The 19,339-nt window shown below is 66.7% G+C and carries 16 protein-coding genes and 2 riboswitches; of the genes, 4 read left to right on the forward strand and 12 right to left on the reverse strand.

From position 1 onward, the window contains the following. Window positions 1-70 precede the first annotated feature (70 nt). A complete protein-coding gene (locus A9971_RS04575) occupies window positions 71-1,282 on the forward strand; it encodes a hypothetical protein (protein WP_011061919.1) in 1,212 nt (403 codons plus the stop codon). Window positions 1,283-1,304: 22 nt separating this feature from the next. Here A9971_RS04575 and A9971_RS04580 read toward each other — a convergent pair whose 3' ends face one another. The 12 genes from A9971_RS04580 to cobW form a co-directional block, all read right to left on the reverse strand. Beyond that, complete coding sequence (locus A9971_RS04580) at window positions 1,305-2,480, reverse strand: acetyl-CoA acetyltransferase (RefSeq protein ID WP_015636069.1); 1,176 nt, start codon at window positions 2,478-2,480, stop codon at window positions 1,305-1,307. Window positions 2,481-2,589: 109 nt separating this feature from the next. Further along, on the reverse strand, window positions 2,590-3,102 hold the full coding sequence (locus tag A9971_RS04585; protein WP_077934421.1) for a hypothetical protein: 513 nt from the start codon (window positions 3,100-3,102) through the stop codon (window positions 2,590-2,592). 81 nt (window positions 3,103-3,183) lie between these two features. Further along, the gene (locus A9971_RS04590; protein ID WP_123430542.1) at window positions 3,184-4,158 is read right to left on the reverse strand and encodes a cyclase family protein; all 975 of its coding nucleotides are present in this window, start codon (window positions 4,156-4,158) and stop codon (window positions 3,184-3,186) included. Between the two features lie 56 nt (window positions 4,159-4,214). Then, window positions 4,215-4,973: an SDR family oxidoreductase gene (locus A9971_RS04595; protein WP_011061923.1), complete on the reverse strand. Its 759-nt coding sequence runs from the start codon at window positions 4,971-4,973 to the stop codon at window positions 4,215-4,217. A 48-nt stretch (window positions 4,974-5,021) separates the two neighbouring features. Next, the gene (locus tag A9971_RS04600; RefSeq protein ID WP_077934423.1) at window positions 5,022-6,470 is read right to left on the reverse strand and encodes an aldehyde dehydrogenase family protein; all 1,449 of its coding nucleotides are present in this window, start codon (window positions 6,468-6,470) and stop codon (window positions 5,022-5,024) included. 4 nt (window positions 6,471-6,474) lie between these two features. Further along, window positions 6,475-7,587, reverse strand: a complete 1,113-nt coding sequence (locus A9971_RS04605; protein ID WP_011061925.1) for a tartrate dehydrogenase — start codon at window positions 7,585-7,587, stop codon at window positions 6,475-6,477. A gap of 161 nt (window positions 7,588-7,748) precedes the next feature. Further along, complete coding sequence (locus A9971_RS04610) at window positions 7,749-8,651, reverse strand: LysR family transcriptional regulator (RefSeq protein WP_077934424.1); 903 nt, start codon at window positions 8,649-8,651, stop codon at window positions 7,749-7,751. A gap of 84 nt (window positions 8,652-8,735) precedes the next feature. Continuing rightward, the gene (locus tag A9971_RS04615; protein ID WP_183001484.1) at window positions 8,736-10,382 is read right to left on the reverse strand and encodes a phospholipase D-like domain-containing protein; all 1,647 of its coding nucleotides are present in this window, start codon (window positions 10,380-10,382) and stop codon (window positions 8,736-8,738) included. 181 nt (window positions 10,383-10,563) lie between these two features. Then, window positions 10,564-11,160, reverse strand: coding sequence for a VWA domain-containing protein (locus tag A9971_RS04620; protein WP_026020114.1), 597 nt, complete (start codon window positions 11,158-11,160; stop codon window positions 10,564-10,566). Between the two features lie 53 nt (window positions 11,161-11,213). Beyond that, window positions 11,214-12,221, reverse strand: coding sequence for an ATP-binding protein (locus A9971_RS04625; protein WP_123472707.1), 1,008 nt, complete (start codon window positions 12,219-12,221; stop codon window positions 11,214-11,216). Between the two features lie 127 nt (window positions 12,222-12,348). Then, on the reverse strand, window positions 12,349-16,122 hold the full coding sequence (gene cobN / locus A9971_RS04630; RefSeq protein WP_077934428.1) for a cobaltochelatase subunit CobN: 3,774 nt from the start codon (window positions 16,120-16,122) through the stop codon (window positions 12,349-12,351). A 3-nt stretch (window positions 16,123-16,125) separates the two neighbouring features. Then, entirely contained in the window at window positions 16,126-17,196 is a 1,071-nt protein-coding gene (cobW, locus tag A9971_RS04635; RefSeq protein ID WP_011061931.1) for a cobalamin biosynthesis protein CobW, read from the reverse strand. Between the two features lie 97 nt (window positions 17,197-17,293). Beyond that, window positions 17,294-17,506, reverse strand: a riboswitch (cobalamin riboswitch). A gap of 141 nt (window positions 17,507-17,647) precedes the next feature. Beyond that, a riboswitch (cobalamin riboswitch) is annotated at window positions 17,648-17,874 on the forward strand. A 95-nt stretch (window positions 17,875-17,969) separates the two neighbouring features. On the opposite strand from cobW, the gene A9971_RS04640 reads away from it, so the two are divergent. From A9971_RS04640 to A9971_RS04650, 3 genes are read left to right on the forward strand one after another with little or no spacing between them, the layout of a single operon-like run. After that, the gene (locus A9971_RS04640; protein ID WP_011061932.1) at window positions 17,970-18,158 is read left to right on the forward strand and encodes a CbtB-domain containing protein; all 189 of its coding nucleotides are present in this window, start codon (window positions 17,970-17,972) and stop codon (window positions 18,156-18,158) included. A gap of 11 nt (window positions 18,159-18,169) precedes the next feature. Next, complete coding sequence (locus A9971_RS04645; RefSeq protein ID WP_019094336.1) at window positions 18,170-18,871, forward strand: CbtA family protein; 702 nt, start codon at window positions 18,170-18,172, stop codon at window positions 18,869-18,871. Further along, window positions 18,868-19,281, forward strand: a complete 414-nt coding sequence (locus tag A9971_RS04650; protein WP_077934429.1) for a cobalamin biosynthesis protein — start codon at window positions 18,868-18,870, stop codon at window positions 19,279-19,281. The genes A9971_RS04645 and A9971_RS04650 overlap by 4 nt, the downstream gene beginning before the upstream one ends. Window positions 19,282-19,339: the final 58 nt, after the last annotated feature.

Here is a 19,339-nt window from a genome sequence, read left to right on the forward strand (position 1 = left end):
AAAAGCATCGACACAGCCCATGAGGTCTTGCTCTACTCCCGCGCCATCAACGTCGCCAGGGAGTGCCCACATGCAAGTCGCAGGACCCGCCTTTGAAGAGGTGTTCAGGAGAAATTTCAAGCGCGTGCTCACGTACTGGGGACCGATCGGCACCCTCATCGGACTGGGCGCAGCCGGCCAGGGCCTGCTGAGCCTGTACCTGTACACCCGTGCAATAGGCCGCACCGACCTGTTCATGGCCGCCATCGATGCCAAATCGGCGCTGGCGGTGTGGCTGGTCATCGTGCTGGTACTGATGGTGCTCTATCTGATACTGCTGGCCACCACCACCTTGCTCTTCGGACTGGCGTGCAGCTTGTTCCACTCCACGCCCGAACACCTGAAGAACGTCGTGGTATGGCTGACCCTGCCGGTCCTGGCGGGCTTTGGCGGCTTCATTCTGATCAGCTACTACCTCAGCGAATGGCTTGATCCGGGCCTGGCCATACTGCTGGTGGTGACACTGGTGCTGCTCGCCTGCTGGGGGGTGCTCTCGCGCCCGGCCTTCAAGGAGGTGCTCGACAGCAACGTGAACAAACCAGGCAAGGCGACACGGGCCTCAAGGATCGGCTTTACCTACCTCATCACCTTCTGCCTGACCAGCACGGTGATATCGGGAGTCTTTCCCAGCCTGTTGCTGCTCAATGCCTATAGCAACGAGGTGCTGAGTGAAGCTCCCCATTTCCCGGCAATCCTGAACCTGCTGGTGCTGGCCTTTACCCTGCTACCCGTCGTGATTTTCTACTGCCTCAACGCGGACCTCTACAAACGCATCGCCTACTCGGTAGCCTGCGCACTGTTGATGGCCTGCACCTTCCTGCTGATGCTGCCCGGGGCCATGAGCCAGATCACCTACAAGGCCGCAGGCGGCCTGGAGGTTCGCCAGGGAGCCGTGGAACGCTACTCGGTGCAGCAGGAGTTTGAGCTACAGGACCTCGACCCGCTGATGTGGAAAACCCGACTCAGCCCTCAGGGCCGCCTGGAGATCCAGGGATTCCAGCAGTTCTTGTTCGGTGATGCACTGCTGATCTGCCCCCAGGACCTGATCGACGTCAGCCTCAACCAGATCCGCAACTACACCCGCTACTGCATCAAGGTGCGCGACAGCAAGGTGACCCACAAGCCGCCAAAGCCATTGCTCGCTCATAAACCCTTCTACGTTGGCATGTGCCAGGAACCGGGGTACTGGAGAGTGGCCCGTAGACTGGACTGGGGGCCCCTGGGCGCTACGCCGGCACACTGAACGCCGGCGTGGCCGGAACCCCTTACACCCTGACGGCCTGCAACACCGAGGCGTAGTTGGCCACCGCCATGCCGCCCATGTTGAACAACAGGCCGAACTCCGGCGAACGCGCGGCGAGGCCAATGGGCTCGCCGGTCAACTGGCGAAAGCCCAGGGCATGCATCGACACACCGGTGGCGCCCACCGGATGCCCCTTGGCCTTGAGCCCGCCGGAGAGGTTCACCGGCAGGCGTCCGTCGGCATTCACCCAGCCTTCGTCCAGGGCTCGATGGCCTTCGCCCTTGGGCGCCAGGCCCATGGCTTCATAGATCAGCAGTTCGGCGATGGTGAAGCAGTCGTGGACTTCGGCGAACGCCAGGTCGTCCAGGCCCAGGCCGGCCTCGTGCAAGGCGCCCTGGATCGCCAGTTGCGGGCCTTCGAAGGCCAGCACGTCGCGGCGCGCCATGGGCAGGAAGTCGTTCACCTGGCTCAGGGCGCGGATCGCCACTTCACGGCGGAACTCCCGGGCCCGGCGCGGCGACGCGAGGAGGATCGCCGCCGCGCCGTCGCTGATCAGCGAACAGTCAGTCAGGCGCAGGGGCTCGGCGATCAGCGGGTTGCCGGGCGAAACGCTGTTGCAGTGGGCAAAATCCATGGCCCGATGCATCTGCGCCAGGGGGTTGGCCATGGCGTTGGCGTGGTTCTTCACGGCAATCGCCGCCATGGCAGCCAGGGGGCTCTGGTAGCGCTCGGTGTAGCGCTGGGCCACTTGGCCGAACAGTTGGGCAAAGCTCAGGCCGGCCTCTTGCGGGTCGTTCTGGTAGCCGGCCCCGGCCAGGGCCCGGGTGACCTCGGCGGTGCTGTTGCCGGTCATCTTTTCCGCCCCCACCACCAGCACCAGTTCGGCGGCGCCGCTGCGGATCGCGTTGATCCCGGCCTGGATCGCCGCCGAGCCGGAGGCACAAGCGTTTTCGCAGCGGGTGGCCGGCTTGAAGCGCAACTGCGGGTCGGCCTGGAGCATCAGGGACGCGGGAAAACCATCAGGCACCAGCCCGGAGTTGAACTGGCCGAGAAACAGCGCATCGATCGCCCCGGCGTCAATGGCGGCGTCCACCAGCACGTCGCGGGTGACCTGGACAATCAGGTCTTCCAGGCTGCCATCGAGGCGGCCAAAGCGGGTGTGGGCCGCCGCGACGATGCAAACGGATTCATGGTTCATGGGGGTTCTCCTGTACTGAAGGCGGGTGGTCCCGGCCAGCGGCCCGCATACGCAAGGGTTCTCGGCCGGGGTGACTGCCCATCAGTGTAGGTAGTGTTGCGCCAGGTGCTCAGGTCAGCGCGGCCTGGGCATCCAGGCGCAGCAGCTGCAAGGGTTCCAGAGTGGAGCCCTGCAAAGATTCCCCGGCATACAGCGCCTCGTTGGCCATGGCCATTTCAGCGCTGCGGCCAGCCACCATTTCGTAGGTCTTGCGCGGCAGGACCTCGCTCCAGCCGTTTTCAAAGGTGTTGTAGGCCAGGGTCAGCGCGGCGGTAAAATAGTGCTGGTCGGCCACTGGAACCCGGACCTCCTCACCCTTCTCATCCAGGGCGATGAAGTGGTTGGGCAGGTGTTTCACCCCCAGGCGCTTGAGCACGATCCAGGCCAGGGCCGATGGCACGAAGGCGTTGAGTTTTTCCGCGGCGATGGCCGAGTAGCCACGCGCCTGCAGCAGTTGGACGATGTCGTCTTCACTGGCCTCGGGGTGGCCGGCCATCAATTCCAGGGTATCGAGCACACCCTGATGGGCACTGGCATGATCCAGGCAGCAACTGCAGTCCGGCGAATGTGAATCGTCATGCATGATCGGTCGATGATCCCTATCGGTCTTGGTGAGGGGGCGCAGGATAAACCCTGCGCCTGCCTCGCCACCAGCAAACAGCGGTTACTTGATGACGATGGGGTTCACCGGCGCTCCGCTGCCGCCGACGATCTTCAGCGGCGCGGCGGTGTAGAGGAAGGTCCACTGGCCATCGGCGGCGCAATCCTCGGCCAGTTCTTCAAGCAGCACGATCTCGGTGAAGGCGATCCCCAGGTTGCGCATCAGCGCGCAATGCAGCGGAATCTGCACCCCGGACACCGGGTCGGTGATCACCTCGTTGGCGATGGTGTCGGTGACCAGATTGGGGATCTCCATCTGGTTGAACCAGTCCACCAGTTCCCGGCTGTAGGTCAGCCCGGGTTCCACCAGGTCCTTGAAGAACTCGGTCTTGCCGTACTCGTAGAAGGCGCCCATGGAACCGGTGCGGATGATGAGGATGTCGCGCTTCTCGATGGCCACGCCCTGGGCCTGGGCAGCGGCCAGCAGGTCCAGATGGTTGAAGGTCTCGCCGCGCCCCAGGTACTTCTTGCCGCGGTGCCGGGCCATGTCGATCAGCACCGCACGGCCCACCACGCCGCGCTCGGCAATCGGCAACACACTGGCCTTGGCCATGCCGCCGACAGTGCTGCTGGCGTCGTAGCCGTTCCACAGCTGGTTGTCGTACCAGGCATGGCCCAGGGCGTCGTACTGGGTCGAGCCCTGCAGCTGCATGAAGATCACGTCGTCGCAGTACTCGGCGCCACCGGTCATGGAGGGCTGCTTGCCGGCCTGATAGTGGCTGCGGTCCAGGGTATTGAAACGCATCGACGGGTTGCGTGCCGGCCACATCGGGTCGCCGCCGGGATGGCCGATCTGCACTTGCAGGGTGAAGGTCTTGCCCTGGCGCACGGCGGCCACGCCCCGCAGTACCTCGGCCTGTTGCAGGTAGTTGAGGGCACCGACTTCGTCGTCCGGGCCCCACTTGCCCCAGTTCTTTGGCAGGCCTTCAAGCAGCTGCTTGGTATTGGGGTGACTAGTGTTGTTATCGATCCCACACATGTCGACTGCACTCCGTAGCTGGGTTTGGATTTAGCCAAAGGGCTTTCTACAGATCATCAGACGCAGCGTCCACCATCCACTTCCAGGCAGGTGCCGGTGATAAAGGCCGCCTCATCGGAGGCCAGGTACAGGCAGGCGTTGGCCACATCCTGGGGGGTGGAGAAGCGCCCCAGGGGAATGGTGGCCATGAACTTCTGGCGGTTTTCCGGGGTGTCCGGCACCCCCATGAACTCGCTGAGCAGGGCTGTGGCACCCACCACCGGGTTGACGCAGTTGACGCGGATGTTGTCCGGCCCCAGCTCGGCGGCCATGGTCTTGCTCATCACCACCACCGCGCCCTTGCTGCCGTTGTACCAGACCAGCCCCGGACGCGGCCGGATCGCCGCCGTGGAGGCGATGTTGATGAACACCCCGCCGCCCTGGCCACGAAAATGCGGCACGAAGTGCTTGGCGCTGAGGAAGATGCTTTTGACGTTGACCGCGAACACCCGGTCGAACTCGGCCTCGTCCACTTCCAGCATCGGCCGGTTGCGGTGGGTGGTACCGGCGTTGTTGACCACGATGTCCAGGCCGCCGTATTGCTCCAGGGTGTTGCGCAGCAGCGCGGCAACGCTGGCGTCCTGGGCCACGTTGACCTCGATGAAGTGGGCCTGGCCGCCGGCATCGCGGATTTCCTGCGCCACCCGCTGGCCGCCCGTGGCGTTCATGTCGGCGATTACAACCCGGGCGCCCTGCTGGGCGAAGGTCTTGGCGATGCCTTCACCAAAGCCGGAACCGGCGCCGGTGACGATGGCAGTTTTATGGGCTAGACGCATGCTAGTGACTCCTGTTTTTGTTGTTATTGGCCGCCGTAGTGGCGGCCCTCAGTCGTGACGAATGGCGATGGTCTTCAAGGCGGTAAAACCCAGCAGCGCCTCGAAGCCTTTCTCGCGCCCGTAGCCGCTGGCCTTGACTCCGCCGAAGGGCAGTTCGACGCCGCCACCGGCGCCGTAGTTGTTGATGAACACCTGGCCACAGCGCAGCTTGTGAGCCATGCGCAACTGACGCGCACCGTCCCGGGTCCAGACCCCGGCCACCAGGCCGAAGGCGCTGTCGTTGGCCAGGCCAATGGCCTCTGCCTCGTCCTCGAAGGGCATCACCGCCAGCACCGGGCCGAACACTTCCTCCCGGGCCAGGCGACTGTCTGGCGGCACATCGCGAAACAGCACCGCTTCGTGGAAGTAGCCGCCGCTGCCGGCCTCGGCCACCACCTGCCCACGCGCCGCCACCGGGATACCGGCGGCCTCGGCCTCGCGGACGAACTCCCGGACCTGGCGCAGCTGTTTCTGGTTGATCAGCGGGCCCATGTCCAGGTCCAGCTCCGAGGGCCCGGCGCGCAGTTGGCCAAAGCACTGGGCCAGGCGTTCCAGCAGCGGTTCATACAGGCTGCGCTGCACCAGCAGGCGGCTGCCGGCGGAACAGGTCTGGCCGCAGTTCTGCACGATGGCGTTGATCAGCACGGGCAGCGCCCGCTCCACATCGGCATCGGCGAAGACGATCTGCGGCGACTTGCCGCCCAGCTCCAGGGTTACCGGGCAATGCCGTTCGGCCGCCGCCTTGGCCACCAGGGCGCCGGTGCCGGTTGAACCGGTGAACGAGATATGCGCGACGCCAGGATGGGCGCACAACGCGGCACCGGCTTCGTGGCCATAGCCGCTGACCACATTCAGGCTGCCCGCCGGGAAGCCGACCTGGGCCGCCAGCTCCGCCAGCCGCAGCAGCGACAGGCTGGCGTCCTCGGCGGGCTTGACCACGCAGGCATTGCCCGCCGCCAGGGCGGCGCCGACGCTGCGGCCGAAGATCTGCATCGGGTAGTTCCAGGGAATGATGTGCCCGGTAACGCCATGGGGCTCGCGCACCGTGAGCACGGTGTAACCGGCCTGATAGGGCAAGGTCTCGCCGTGGAGCTTGTCGGCGGCCCCGGCGTAGTACTCGAAATAGCGCGCCAGGGCGGTGGCGTCGGCGCGGGCCACCTTGAGTGCCTTGCCGGTGTCCCGGGCTTCGATCTGCGCCAGCTCTTCATGGTGCTCCAGCACCGCCTGGCCCAGGCGGGCCAGCAGGCGCCCACGCTCCAGGGCGCAAAGGCTGCCCCAGGGCCCGTCGAAGTTGTCCCCCAGGGCCCGTTGCGCGGCCTGCACCGCCAGGTCGATGTCCTCGGCGGTGCCCCGGGCGATACGCGCATAGCTGATGCCGGTACTGGGGTCCTGCACCGGAATGTCTTCGGCCCAGGATGAGGCTTGCCATTGGTTGTCGATGTAGTGTTCGAGGGTCATCTGTTCAGCTCCTGTTTCCAGCCAGACACTCGGCAATCGCCCGCCCGACTTCCACGGTACTGGCATTGCCGCCCATTTCCCGGGTGCGCGGCCCTTCGGCGAGCACCGTCTCGATGCTTTCGACAATCGCCGCCGCGGCCCGCTGGTAAAGTTCATCGCCCTGCCCCAGGTGTTCGATCATCAGGGCCGCCGACCAGATCTGGCCGATCGGATTGGCCACGCCGAGACCGGCGATATCCGGCGCCGAACCATGCACCGGCTCGAACAGCGAGGGGTACAGGCGCTCCGGGTTGAGGTTGGCCGAGGGCGCAATGCCGATGGTGCCGGTGCAGGCCGGGCCCAGGTCGGAGAGGATGTCGCCGAACAGGTTGGAGGCCACCACCACGTCGAACCAGTCCGGGTGCTGGACGAAGTGCGCGCAGAGAATGTCGATGTGGAACTTGCGGGTCGCGACCTGAGGGTAGGCCTGGGCCAGCGCCTCCACCCGTTCGTCCCAGAACGGCATGGTGATGGCGATGCCGTTGGACTTGGTGGCCGCCACCAGGTTGCGCCGGGGCCGGCGGCTGGCGAGTTCGAAGGCGTAGTTCACCACCCGGTCCACACCATGGCGGGAAAACACCGACTCCTGCAGGGCAATCTCCCGCGGGGTGCCCTCCCACATGCGCCCGCCGACGCTGGAATACTCGCCCTCGGTGTTTTCCCGCACCACGATGAAATCGATGTCCCCCGGCGCCCGGCCGGCCAGCGGGCACGGCACCCCGGGCATCAGCCGCACCGGGCGGATGTTCACGTACTGGTCGAACTGGCGGCGGATCTTCAGCAGCGAATCCCAGACCGCAATATGGTCGGGCACGATGTCCGGCGCGCCCACGGCGCCGAAGAAGATCGCCTCGTGGCCACCGATCTGCTGCGCCCAGTCGTCGGGCATCATGCTGCCATGGGCCTGGTAGTGCTCGCTGCACCAGTTGAAATGATCGAATTGCAAGGCGATGCCGAAGCGCCGGCTAACGGCTTCCAGCACACGCAGGCCTTCGGGGACCACTTCGCGGCCGATGCCGTCACCGGCGATCACCGCAATGCGATGGGGAGGTTTTACAGCGGGATTGATCCTGGACAAGCCGTCTCTCCTGGTCTGACGTGTTGTTGTTATGGAGGCAGGTCAAGCGCACGGGCGAGCCCATTCTGGCCACAGCGCGGGGCCAGTGGGAATTGCTCATTATGGAAACCGCCTTCGCAAAATTCGAAGGCACGCGGGAAGAGTCCTGCTATGACCGGCGGCTAGCCCGCGGCTGCCGCGGCCTGCTCGCAACCGACCAGGTAGTCGAACAGCTCGCGGCTGGCCAGGGACGGCTGTTCCTGGCGCCGGCAGAGGTACATCTGGCGGTCAGCCCAGGGGTCGTCGATTTCGATAAAACGCAAGGCCATCTCCTTGCGAAAGATCTGCACCGCCCCCTGGGGCAGCACCCCCACGCCCTGCCCTGCGGCGATCAGCCGGCACACGGCCTCGAAGCTGCGCACCTGCACCCGCAGGCGCAAGGGCATGCTCACCGCCGCGGCCGCCTCGCTGATCAGGGGAGTGATCGCGGCGTTGTCCTCCAGGCCGACGAAGTCATAGCCCAACAGGTCCTGAAAGCGCGCGTGGCTCATCTTGAACGGGTGGTCCTGGGGCACGATCAGGCACAACCGGTCGCGGCAATAAGGGATGAAATGCAGGTCCTGGCCCCGTGGCCGGGTGGTGACGATGCCCACATCGGCCACGCCGTCACGCACCGCCAGGAGGATCTCGCGGCTGCGCTCCTCGCGGATGTCCACGCGAATGCCCGGGTGCAGGTCGCTCCACTGGGTCAATTGCCGGGGCAGTTCCTGGCTCATGGCCGAACTGTTGGCGTACAGGCTGACCCGGCCGGTGGCGCCCTTGGCGAAGTCGGCCAGGTCGGCGTGCATCACATCCACCGCCCGCAACAGCGAGCGGGCGTGCTCGGCCAGGGCCTGCCCCGCCGCCGTCGGCAATACCCCGGTGGAGGTGCGGGTCAGCAGCGCCACCTTGAAATGCTGCTCCAGCAGCGACAGGCGCCGGCTGGCGGCGGACAGCGACAGGTGCGACTGCTCGGCGGCCCGGGACAGGTTGCCCAGGGTCAGGGCCTTGAGAAACAGCTCGATGGAGGTCAGGTCCGGGGCCATGGCAGGGTCCTTGTGCGCGGTCCGTGAAAACTACCCAGTCGGGCGCGCCCTGTCCAACCTTGTGGCGGCTGCTCGCAGCCCCGGTCAGCGCCCGGAAAAACGCAGCCGCGACAGCTGGCGCAGATCCCCTTCCAGGTAGTAGGCGTTGCTCCAGCTGTCGTCCACCGCCAGGGGCTGGACCTGCTTGAGGGCCAGTTGCCTGGCGAAGTAGCGGAAGCGGTAGTGTTCGTAGAACCGCAGCAGCTCCAGGCCGTAGCGGTCCGCCAGGTCGATGTCGCCGCGGATGATCAGGAAGTTCTCGTCATTGCTCTGGCTCGCGCCGACGCTGAGGTTGTGACTGCCGCTGATGATCACCGGCGCCTCGCTGGTGAAGTCGGTGACGATGGCCTTGGTGTGCACCAGCAGGTTGCCCTTCTGGCCTTTGAGCCCCTCCTTGAGCCAGCCCTCCAGGCCATTGTTGAGCAAGGCGGTGGCGGCGAACTCGGCTGTGCGGTCGGCGTGAAAACCGGTGATGCGACTGGCGGTGTTCTGCAGGCCGTAGCGCAACACATCGTCGTGGGGCTGGCCGAGCAAGGCATCGAGAATGCTGTCGGGCAAGGCGAAGGCGGTGACGAACAGCAGGTCGCGGCGGGCGCCGTTGATGATATCGACGAACTCCGCGAGGTCGCCCTGGCCGCTGCGCGGGGAAAACCCGGCGAACAGCGACGCCTGCGGCTGCATCGGGTTGTTCCGGGTCAGCCAGGTGCGCGTGGCGCCGACATCCGCCGGCGTCGCCCAGACCTGTTCGAACACCTCCAGGTAGCGCGTGGCGATGTCCACGTGGTCGAGGCTGTGCAACACGTTGGCCTGACGGTAGACACCATTGGCGGTGAAGTTGGTGCTGCCGCACAGCACCGATTGCGGCTGGCGCTGGCCGGCGGCGTCGAGGCGGCCGAGGACGATGAACTTGTCGTGGAAGATCGCGTGGGTCACCCGCCCGCACTTATTGGCCTCGGGCAGGTGCTGCAGGCTGGCCTGGTTCATCGTGGTGTCGGCATCGCCGGGGGCGGCGTGGTACAGCACCCGCACCTGTACGCCGCGGTCGAAGGCCGCATTGACGGCATCGATGATCGCCTGCAACTGGTACTCGTAGATGGCGATGTCCAGGCTCCAGCTGGCGTCCGTGGCGCGCTGAATGAACCCCAGCAGCGCCTCCAGCAGGCCGTTTTCCAGCCACTGGCGGGGCGCGTCCGGCCACTTTTCGATGGGCAGGTTCTTGTTGGCACTGAGCAACGCATCGAGCTCGGGAAACTTGCGCGAGAACGCCTGGCTGGCAGCCACCGTACGGTTGAAGATCACCCGCTGGCCGGGAGGCTGGCCGTTGTCGGCGGTGATGCTCAACTGCAGGGACTCGCCCAGTTGCGGCGCGTCCGGGCTGCCATAGGCCAGGTGCACCCGGTAGTTGAGGGTGGCGCCGGGGTTGACCGCGTAGTCGGCCCAGCGGAATTTCTGCAGGGGCGCCTGATCGCTGGGGGTGGCGTTGTATTGGGGGAAGGTATGGGCCTTGCCGGGGAAAGTCAGGCTGTTGAACAGAAACAGCCAGGGCTTGCTGCCGGTCTGTTTTTCGATGGCAAAACCCAACAGGCCCTGGCGCCGCGACGCATCCAGGTCCATGGCCAGCAGCACCCCGTTGGTTCCGGCATAGGCCTTGACCCGGAAATCGTCCTTGTCGTTACGCACCAGTACCCGCATGAAGTCACTCCTGTGAAAGACAGCGCAAAGCGTAGCCGCTTCCCGCTCCGGCATGCCAAGGCAAATCCCTGTAGGAGCCGGCTTGCCGGCGAAGAGGCCCTTGTGACTTGCACCGCCAGGCCGGACGCTTTCGCTGGCAAGCCAGCTCCTACGGGGGATGTGCGGTGTGTCGGGGAGGTAGTCAGTCGATATGCTGGTAGACAGCGTTGAGGAGAGTCGCCAGTTCGCGGGCGCGGCCCAGGCGGATCGGGCCTCGTTCGATGTCGAGCAGCAAGGTCGGGCAGTTCAGGGGCCTGGGTGGTGGCAGGTTCTTCAGCCGGCCATCGGTGATCAGCAGCACGCGCTGCTGCTCCGCCGGCAGGCGCCGTTGGCGTTGTTCCAGCCACTGGGCCGCTTCGTTCAGGGCTTGGGGCAAGGGCGTGCCGCCGCCGGCACCCAGGCCGTCGAGCCAGTGCCGCAGGTCCCTGGAGGCCTTCAGGCCCTGGACCTGCCAGCTCGGCGCACGGCCGCTGGCAGTGAGCAGGGCCAGGCGTGCACGCTGGCGGTAGGCGTCGTCGAACAGTTGCGCCAGCAGGCCCTTGGCATCGCTCAGGGCGCTGTGCCGGCGGGTCGAGGCCGACGCGTCGACTATCACCAGCCACAGCTCATGGGGCGAGCGGCTGCGCAAGCGAAACAGCAGGTCTGCACGCAACCGTGGACGGCCTTTGAGCAAGGTGCCGGGCCAGTTGACCGAACCGGCGCTGGCCTCGCGGCTTTTGCCTTGCCGGCCGTGATCCAGGTGCCCCGCCCGGGGCTTGGCATCCGCCCCCCGGTCAGTGCGGGGGCGGATGCCTAGGGCTTTTTTGGCCAGCTGGGCACTTCACGACGGGCGCCGGTGGGCAGGGCCTGGGCCGGCATTTCGCCCCATTGGCCCTGGCCTTCGCTGGGGTTGGCGTTGGCTGGCGCCGGTGCCTGGGGGCTTTGCCCGGACTGTGGCGCGCTGGGCGGTGTCTCCCGCCGCCGGTGGCGCAAGGCGAACTCGGCCACGGCATCGATATCCTCCTCGGCAATCGCCGGGGCGCCACGCCAGGCGGCATGGGCGCGGGCCGCGCGCAGCCAGACCAGGTCGGCGCGCAGGCCGTCCACGGCAGCAGCAAAGCAGCGCTCGGTAATCAGCGCCAGGGCCTGGTCGTCCAGCGGGATGCTGGCCAGCGCGGCCCGCGCCTGTTGGCAGCGCTCGCGCAATGCCGCCTGGGGTTCGGCCCACTGGGCGCAGAAGCCCTGGGGATCGCTGTCGAAATCCAGGCGGCGGCGAATGATCTGCCCGCGCTCCTGGGGCGCGGGCTGGCCGCTGAGGGCGACGTTGAGGCCAAAACGGTCCAGCAGTTGCGGACGCAGTTCGCCCTCCTCCGGGTTCATGGTGCCGATCAGCACGAACTTCGCCGAATGGCGGTGGGAAATACCGTCGCGCTCGATCAGGTTGGTGCCGCTGGCGGCCACGTCCAGCAACAGGTCCACCAAGTGGTCAGGCAGCAGGTTGACTTCATCGACGTAGAGCACGCCGCCGTCGGCCTTGGCCAGTACCCCCGGAGAAAATTGCGCCCGGCCGTGGCCCAGGGCGGCGTCCAGGTCCAGGGTGCCCACCAGACGCTCTTCGGTGGCGCCCAGGGGCAAGGTGACGAACTGCCCGCTGGCCAACAGGTCCGCCAGGCCCCGGGCCAGGGTCGACTTGGCCATGCCCCGTGGGCCTTCGATCAGCACGCCGCCGATCTTCGGGTCGATGGCGGTCAGGCACAGGGCCAGTTTCAGTGCTTCGGCGCCGACCACGGCGGACAGCGGGAAATGTGGGGTGTCGCTCATGTCAGGGTCTCGCTTGGGTCGGGGGGTGTCCGCAGGACGCTTTCGCGAGCAAGCTCGCTCCTACAACGGCAATGCCAGCCCTGTAGGAGCGAGCTTGCTGGCGATCGAGTGCGCAGCACTCGCCGCCTCAGGAATCTTCTTCTATATCCAGCAGCAGGTGTTCCAGGGCTTCACGATAATCGCCAGGCTCTTGCCACAGGCCACGCTGCTGAGCTTCCAGCAGGCGCTCGGTCATGTCCCGCAGGGCGTGGGGATTATGCTGACGGACGAACTCGCGGGTCGAGCCATCGAGCAGATAGGCATCGGCCAGCAAGGCGTACTGGTGATCGTCGATCAGTTCGGTGGTGGCGTCGAAGGCGAACAGGTTGTCCAGGGTCGCGGCCATTTCGAAGGCGCCCTTGTAGCCATGGCGCTTGACCCCTTCGATCCACTTCGGGTTGGCCGCCCGGGAACGGATGACCCGGTTCAGTTCTTCCTTGAGGGTACGGATCTTCGGCAGGTCCGGCTGGCTGTGGTCGCCGTGGTAGCTGGCGGCCTGGTTGCCGCTGAGGCTTTCCACCGCCGCCAGCATGCCGCCCTGGAACTGGTAGTAGTCGTTGGAGTCCAGCAGGTCGTGCTCGCGGTTGTCCTGGTTCTGCAGCACCGCCTGCACCCGGCTCAGGCGGGTGGCGAACTGCTCGCGGGCGGCAGTGCCTTCGTCGCTGCCACCATAGGCGTAGCCACCCCAGTTCAGGTAGACCTCTGCCAGGTCCTCGCGGCTCTGCCACAGGCGGCCGTCGATGGCGCCCTGGACCCCGGCGCCATAGGCCCCCGGCTTGGCACCGAAGATCCGCCAACCGGCCTGGCGCGCGGCGGCGTCGGCATCCAGCCCCGACGCCTCCAGGGCCGCGCGCTCGGCACGCACCCTGGCCGCCAGCGGGTTCAAGTCCTCGGGTTCATCGAGAGCCGCTACCGCCTGCACCGCCGCATCGAACAGGCGGATCAGGTTGGCGAAGGCATCGCGGAAGAACCCGGAAACACGCAGGGTCACGTCGACCCGCGGCCGGTCCAGCAGGCTCAGGGGCAGGATCTCGAAGTCATCGACCCGCTGGCTGCCGGTGGCCCACACCGGGCGTACCCCCATCAGGGCCATGGCCTGGGCGATGTCGTCGCCACCGGTGCGCATGGTGGCGGTGCCCCAGACCGACAGGCCCAATTGCAGCAGGTGATCGCCGTGGTCCTGCAAGTGGCGTTCGAGAATCAGGTTGGCCGACTGGAAACCGATGCGCCAGGCGGTGGTGGTGGGCAGGTTGCGCACGTCCACCGAGTAGAAGTTGCGCCCGGTGGGCAGCACGTCCAGGCGCCCGCGGCTTGGCGCGCCACTGGGGCCGGCAGGCACGAAACGCCCGTTCAGCGCGTCCAGCAGGCCGCGCATTTCCGCCGGGCCGCAGGCGTCCAGACGCGGTGCGACCACCTCGCGCAGGCCGTCGATGATGCTCTGCACCGGCTCCCAGCCGGGTTGGTCCAGCTGTGGGACGGGCCCTTGCAGCGCCGCTTCGATCAACCCGGCGGCGTAGAGCTCCAGGCGCTCGCGAACGTCACCGGCGGTGCGCCACAGCGCCTCGCTCAACTGTTGCAGCACGGGCGGGCGGCGCCCGGTCCAGGGCTCGGACAGGGCACAGTCCAGGGGGTCGAAGCCCAGGCCGAAAGCCTTGGCCAGGGCCCGCAGCAGGCTGGCATGCGCGCCTTTGCCGTCGCCCCGGGGAATGCGTAGCAGGGCCAGCAGGGTGTCGATGCGCAAGCGCCCCTCGGGGGACTCGCCGAACAGGTGCAGGCCATCGCGGATCTGCGACTCCTTGAGGTCGCACAGGTAGGTGTCCAGGCGCGGCAGCCAGAGCGCGGCGTCGGCGTCGCTGTCGAGCTGTTCGCCCAATTGCAGCTCGCGGTCGATATGGGTCTCGCGCACCAGCTTGAGAATGTCCCGCTGCAGCTCCCGGGCCCGGCGCGGGTCCAGCAACTGGGCTTCGTAGTATTCGTCCGCCAGCAGTTCCAGGTTGCGCAGCGGGCCATAGGTCTCGGCGCGGGTCAGGGGCGGCATCAGGTGATCGATGATCACCGCCTGGGTGCGGCGCTTGGCCTGGGCGCCCTCCCCCGGGTCGTTGACGATAAAGGGATAGATGTTCGGCAACGGCCCCAGCAGCGCATCCGGCCAGCATTGCTCGGAAAGGCCCACGCCCTTGCCCGGCAGCCATTCCAGGTTGCCGTGCTTGCCGACATGGATCAGCGCGTGGGCGCCGTAGGCCTGGCGCAGCCAGAAGTAGAACGCCAGGTAGCCATGGGGCGGCACCAGGTCCGGGTCGTGGTAGACCGCGCTGGGGTCCACCTGGTAACCCCGGGCCGGCTGGATACCGACGAAGGTCAGGCCAAAGCGCAGGCCGGCGATCATCATCCGCCCGTCGCGGAACATCGGGTCTTGCTGCGGTGCGCCCCAGCGCGCCAGCACCGCTTGGCGGTTGGCTTCGGGCAGGGCCTGGAACAGCGTCAGGTAGTCGGCCATGGCCAGGCTTTGCTGGCAGGGGCGCTGGTCGAGGCTGTCCAGGTCGTTGCTGACCCCGCCCAGCAACTGCTGGATCAACTCGGTGCCGCTGGCCGGCAGTTCGGCCGGCAGCGGATAGCCTTCGGCGTGCAGTGCCTTGAGGATGTTCAGCGCCGCCGCCGGGGTGTCCAGGCCCACGCCGTTGCCGATGCGCCCGTCCCGGGTCGGGTAGTTGGCCAGTACCAGGGCCACGCGTTTGTGGCCGTTGTCCAGGCGCCCCAGTTCGACCCAGCGCCGGGCCAGTTCGGCGACGAAATCCATGCGTTCGGGCTGGCCGCGATAGCAGACCACGTCCGACTGGCTGCGCTCGCTGCGCCAGGCCAGGTCCTTGAAGCTGATGGGCCGGCTGATGATGCGCCCGTCCAGTTCCGGCAAGGCGATGTGCATGGCCAGGTCCCGCGGCCCCAGGCCCTGCTCGCTGTCACGCCAGCCCGGTTCGTTGTCCTGGGCGCAGATCGCCTGGATCACCGGGATATTGCGGCGGAACGGCCGCAGGTGCGGGGCTTCGGGGCTGGACTGGGCAAAGCCGGTGGTGTTGAGGATCACCCCGGCCGCGGTTTCATCCAGCCAGTCTTCCACCTGGCTCAGGCAGCCCGGTTCCTTGAGGCTGGCCACCGCTATCGGCAAGGGGTTGAGGCCCGCCGCCAGCAAGCGCTGGCAGAACAGGTCGATAAAGCCGGTGTTGGCCGCCTGCAGGTGGGAGCGGTAGAACAGCAGCGCTGCCACGGCTTGCCCCGGCTGCCAGTCGGCCTGCCAGTCACTGAGGGCAGCCTGGCTTTTGTGCGGGTGGTAGATCGCCGTGCGTGGCAGGGCCTGCGGTTCGCTCCAGGGGTAGTCGCGCCCCAACAGGCCGCTGGCCAGGCAGCGGTAGAAGTTCAAGGCGTTATCGCGGCCGCCCTGGCGCAGGTATTGCCACAGGCGATCACGCTCGATGGGGCCCACGGTGCTCAGGTCGCCGAGTTCCGGGTCGGGGCGGTCGTCCCCCGGCACCAGGATCAACTGCACCCCGCGCTGGGACAGCTCCACCAGCCGCTCGACGCCGTAGCGCCAGTAGGCGATGCCACCGTGCAGGGAAATCAGGATGACCTTGGCGTGGCGCAGCACCTGGTCCACATACAGGTCCACCGAGGCGTGGTTCTGCACCTGCATCGGATTGGCCAGGCGAAAGCTGGGGTAGTCCTCGGGCAATTGCTCGGCGGCGTCCGCCAGCAGCGCCAGGCTGGAATCGCCGCTGCACAGGATCACCAGCTCGGCGGGGGTTTGTCCCAGGTCGGCAATGTTGTCATCCGACACGAAACCGCCGGGCTGGGTCCTGAGCAGGTGCATGGCTTAGACGCTGAGTGCGGCGCGCAGTTGCGCTTCGAGCTGGGCGGCGTCCAGTTCCTGGCCGATCAGCACCAGGCGCGTGGTACGGGCCTCGTCGGCGCCCCACTTGCGGTCGAAGTGCTTGTCGAAGCGCGTGCCCACGCCCTGGATCAGCAGGCGCATCGGCTTGTTGGGGATGGCGGCGAAACCCTTGACCCGCAGGATGCCGTGCTTGACCACCAGTTGGGTCAGGGCGTCCAGCAGCAGGCTTTCGTCGGCCTGGGGCAGCTCGATGGAGATGGAATCGAAGGCGTCGTGATCGTGGTCGTCGTGATCGTCATCGCCGTCATGGTGATGGTCGTGGTGGCTGTGGCGGCCGTCGATGTGTTCCTCGGAACCGGCACCCAGGCCCAGCAGCACATCCAGGGGCAGGCGACCGCTGCTGGCTTCGATGACCTTGACCGCCGGCGGCAGCTCCTCGGCCACTTCCAGGCGCACCTTGGCCAGGTCTTCGGGGCTGATCAGGTCGGTCTTGTTGAGGATCACCAGGTCTGCGCTGGACAGCTGGTCGGCGAACAGCTCATGCAGCGGCGATTCGTGGTCCAGGTTGGGGTCGAGCTTGCGCTGGGCGTCCACTTGATCGGGGAAGGCGGCGAAGGTGCCGGCGGCCACGGCCGGGCTGTCGACCACGGTGATCACCGCATCGACGGTGCAGGCACTGCGGATTTCCGGCCACTGGAAGGCCTGGACCAGAGGCTTGGGCAGCGCCAGGCCGGAAGTCTCGATGAGGATGTGGTCCAGGTCGCCGCGGCGCGCCACCAGTTCGCGCATCACCGGGAAGAACTCCTCCTGCACGGTGCAGCACAGGCAACCGTTGGCCAGCTCGTAGACTCGGCCGCTGGCCTCTTCCTCGGTGCAGCCGATGGCGCATTGCTTGAGGATTTCGCCGTCGATGCCCAGCTCGCCGAATTCGTTGACGATCACCGCAATGCGCCGGCCCTGGGCGTTGTCCAGCATGTGCCGGAGCAAGGTGGTCTTACCCGAGCCAAGGAAGCCGGTGACGATGGTGACGGGAAGTTTGGCCAGTGTTTTCATCGGATGCCCTTTGGCAAAAGGAGGCGGGCAAACGGGACGAGAACCGCAACGCCGGGCGCGCGGAGATTTCGCCACCGGATCACCCCGCCCGGTTGTAGTGAGAATCTTGGATCGAGGCAGGTCTCCTGGCTGAGGGCTTGCCAGTCGTCGGACCGGCGATTGCTGCGCCTTCCCACCGGCGTCGTCGACGCCCATGCAGTGGCCTTGCAGCAATCGAACCCTTCACAGTTGCGGGGGCAGCCGCGGCATCGACCGCGTTCCCTTCTTAGCTTCGACCCGTGGCCGAAGAACCTCGAAAGCGCAAGGCTACGCAGAGCCAGGGGGACGGTCAATCGACAATGCGCCCGTAGCAGCCGGCTTGCCGGCGAAAGAGCCATTGAACCTTGCACGAGCGCGGCGCACACCTGCGCAGCGGTCACGGCAATTGACGCCCCTGCCCCGCCCATGATCTCCTACACACCTTGTTACGGGTGCCCCTTACAGGGTGAAACGGGAAACCGGTGAATCACGTGCTTAACTAAAAAGCCGTGGCCAGTCCGGTGCTGCCCCCGCAACGGTAAGCGAGCGAAGTGTCAGATCCACTGTGCCAAGGCATGGGAAGGCGACACTTGCTGGCACGGCATGATACAGCCCTGCCCCTCGCAAGCCCGGAGACCGGCCCGCAACACTTACATAACAACCCGCGGTGGGCGGGCGCTGTTGCAAACCCTGCGTGGCCATCACGCGGGGTTTTCCTGCGCCTCTACCCCGCTGACACTCCAGAGGGAAGCGCCATGTCGATCATCAGCAGCACCAGCCACTCCGCCAGCACGACCTCCACCCTGAGCCAGCGCCTGGTGGCCGCCATCGGCGCCTCGATCCTCGGCGCGTGCCTGGTGTACTTCGCCGGCTTCTCCCACATCGAGGCGGTGCACAACGCGGCTCACGACACCCGCCACAGCGCCGCCTTCCCTTGCCATTGAGACCTGCCGACATGATCAAGCGTATCGCGCAAACCGCAGGTTTCACCGGCCTCTTGGCCGCCCTGCTGCTGACCCTGCTGCAAAGCTTCTGGGTCGCCCCGTTGATCCTGCAGGCGGAAACCTATGAAAAGGCCCCCGCGGCCGAAGTCCATGAGCACGCCGAAGGCGCCATGGCCGCCCACAGCCACGATGCCGAAGCCTGGGAGCCGGAAGACGGCTGGCAGCGCGTGCTGTCCACCACCGGAGGCAACCTGGTGGTGGCCGTGGGCTTCGCCCTGATGCTGGCCGGCCTCTACACCCTGCGCGCGCCGAACCGCACGTCCCAGGGCCTGCTCTGGGGCCTGGCCGGCTATGCCACCTTCTGCCTGGCGCCGACCCTGGGCCTGCCGCCGGAACTGCCGGGCACCGCCGCAGCCGACCTGGCACAGCGGCAGATCTGGTGGGTCGGCACCGCCGCCTCCACCGCTGTGGGCATTGCCCTGATCGTGTTCGCCCGCAACTGGCTGCTGAAGATCCTGGGCGCGGCCATCATCGCCGTACCCCACGTGATCGGCGCGCCGCAGCCGGAAGTGCATTCGATGCTGGCCCCGGAAGAACTGGAAGCGCAATTCAAGATCGCCTCGCAGCTGACCAATGCGGCCTTCTGGCTGGCCCTCGGGCTGATCAGCGCCTGGTTGTTCCGGCGCAAGAGCGCGGGCCAGTACTCGGCATGATCGAAGTGAGCGCAGCGCCGACCATGGTGGTCGGCCTGGGCTGCCAGAAAGGCTGCCCGGTGACCACGCTGCGCGCCTTGCTCGACCAGGTCCTGGCGGCGCACCAGTGGCAGGCCCGGCAGGTCCTGGCCCTGGCCAGCATCGACCTCAAGCGCAACGAACCCGGCCTGCTGCAACTGGCGGAGCAACTGGAACTGCCGCTGACCTGTTTCAGCAGCGGCCAGCTCGCCCCCTTTGCCCTGCGCCTGAGCCACCGCTCGCAAATCGCCTTCGAACGTACCGGCTGCTACGGCGTGGCCGAAAGTGCCGCCCTGGCCCTGGCCGAACAGCTGTCACCCGGCCCGGCCACACTGCTTGTTCCCCGGCAAAAATACGCCCAGGCCACCCTGGCATTGGTCGCCGCCCGGTAGAATCCCCGATAATTCCCGCCTTCGATCATGAGCAATCTTCATCTGAAGCACGGCTCCC

It is taken from the genome of Pseudomonas sp. UME65, assembly GCF_014170225.1.
Lineage (GTDB): Bacteria > Pseudomonadota > Gammaproteobacteria > Pseudomonadales > Pseudomonadaceae > Aquipseudomonas > Aquipseudomonas protegens.

What these genes read in the sequence shown, in the direction of transcription:
- A9971_RS04575 (WP_011061919.1), top strand. Translation starts at nt 71, where the DNA reads ATGCAAGTCGCAGGACCCGCCTTTGAAGAGGTGTTCAGGAGAAATTTC.
- A9971_RS04580 (WP_015636069.1), bottom strand. Translation starts at nt 2,480, where the DNA reads ATGAACCATGAATCCGTTTGCATCGTCGCGGCGGCCCACACCCGCTTT.
- A9971_RS04585 (WP_077934421.1), bottom strand. Translation starts at nt 3,102, where the DNA reads ATGCATGACGATTCACATTCGCCGGACTGCAGTTGCTGCCTGGATCAT.
- A9971_RS04590 (WP_123430542.1), bottom strand. Translation starts at nt 4,158, where the DNA reads ATGTGTGGGATCGATAACAACACTAGTCACCCCAATACCAAGCAGCTG.
- A9971_RS04595 (WP_011061923.1), bottom strand. Translation starts at nt 4,973, where the DNA reads ATGCGTCTAGCCCATAAAACTGCCATCGTCACCGGCGCCGGTTCCGGC.
- A9971_RS04600 (WP_077934423.1), bottom strand. Translation starts at nt 6,470, where the DNA reads ATGACCCTCGAACACTACATCGACAACCAATGGCAAGCCTCATCCTGG.
- A9971_RS04610 (WP_077934424.1), bottom strand. Translation starts at nt 8,651, where the DNA reads ATGGCCCCGGACCTGACCTCCATCGAGCTGTTTCTCAAGGCCCTGACC.
- A9971_RS04615 (WP_183001484.1), bottom strand. Translation starts at nt 10,382, where the DNA reads ATGCGGGTACTGGTGCGTAACGACAAGGACGATTTCCGGGTCAAGGCC.
- A9971_RS04625 (WP_123472707.1), bottom strand. Translation starts at nt 12,221, where the DNA reads ATGAGCGACACCCCACATTTCCCGCTGTCCGCCGTGGTCGGCGCCGAA.
- cobN (WP_077934428.1), bottom strand. Translation starts at nt 16,122, where the DNA reads ATGCACCTGCTCAGGACCCAGCCCGGCGGTTTCGTGTCGGATGACAAC.
- cobW (WP_011061931.1), bottom strand. Translation starts at nt 17,196, where the DNA reads ATGAAAACACTGGCCAAACTTCCCGTCACCATCGTCACCGGCTTCCTT.
- A9971_RS04640 (WP_011061932.1), top strand. Translation starts at nt 17,970, where the DNA reads ATGTCGATCATCAGCAGCACCAGCCACTCCGCCAGCACGACCTCCACC.
- A9971_RS04645 (WP_019094336.1), top strand. Translation starts at nt 18,170, where the DNA reads ATGATCAAGCGTATCGCGCAAACCGCAGGTTTCACCGGCCTCTTGGCC.
- A9971_RS04650 (WP_077934429.1), top strand. Translation starts at nt 18,868, where the DNA reads ATGATCGAAGTGAGCGCAGCGCCGACCATGGTGGTCGGCCTGGGCTGC.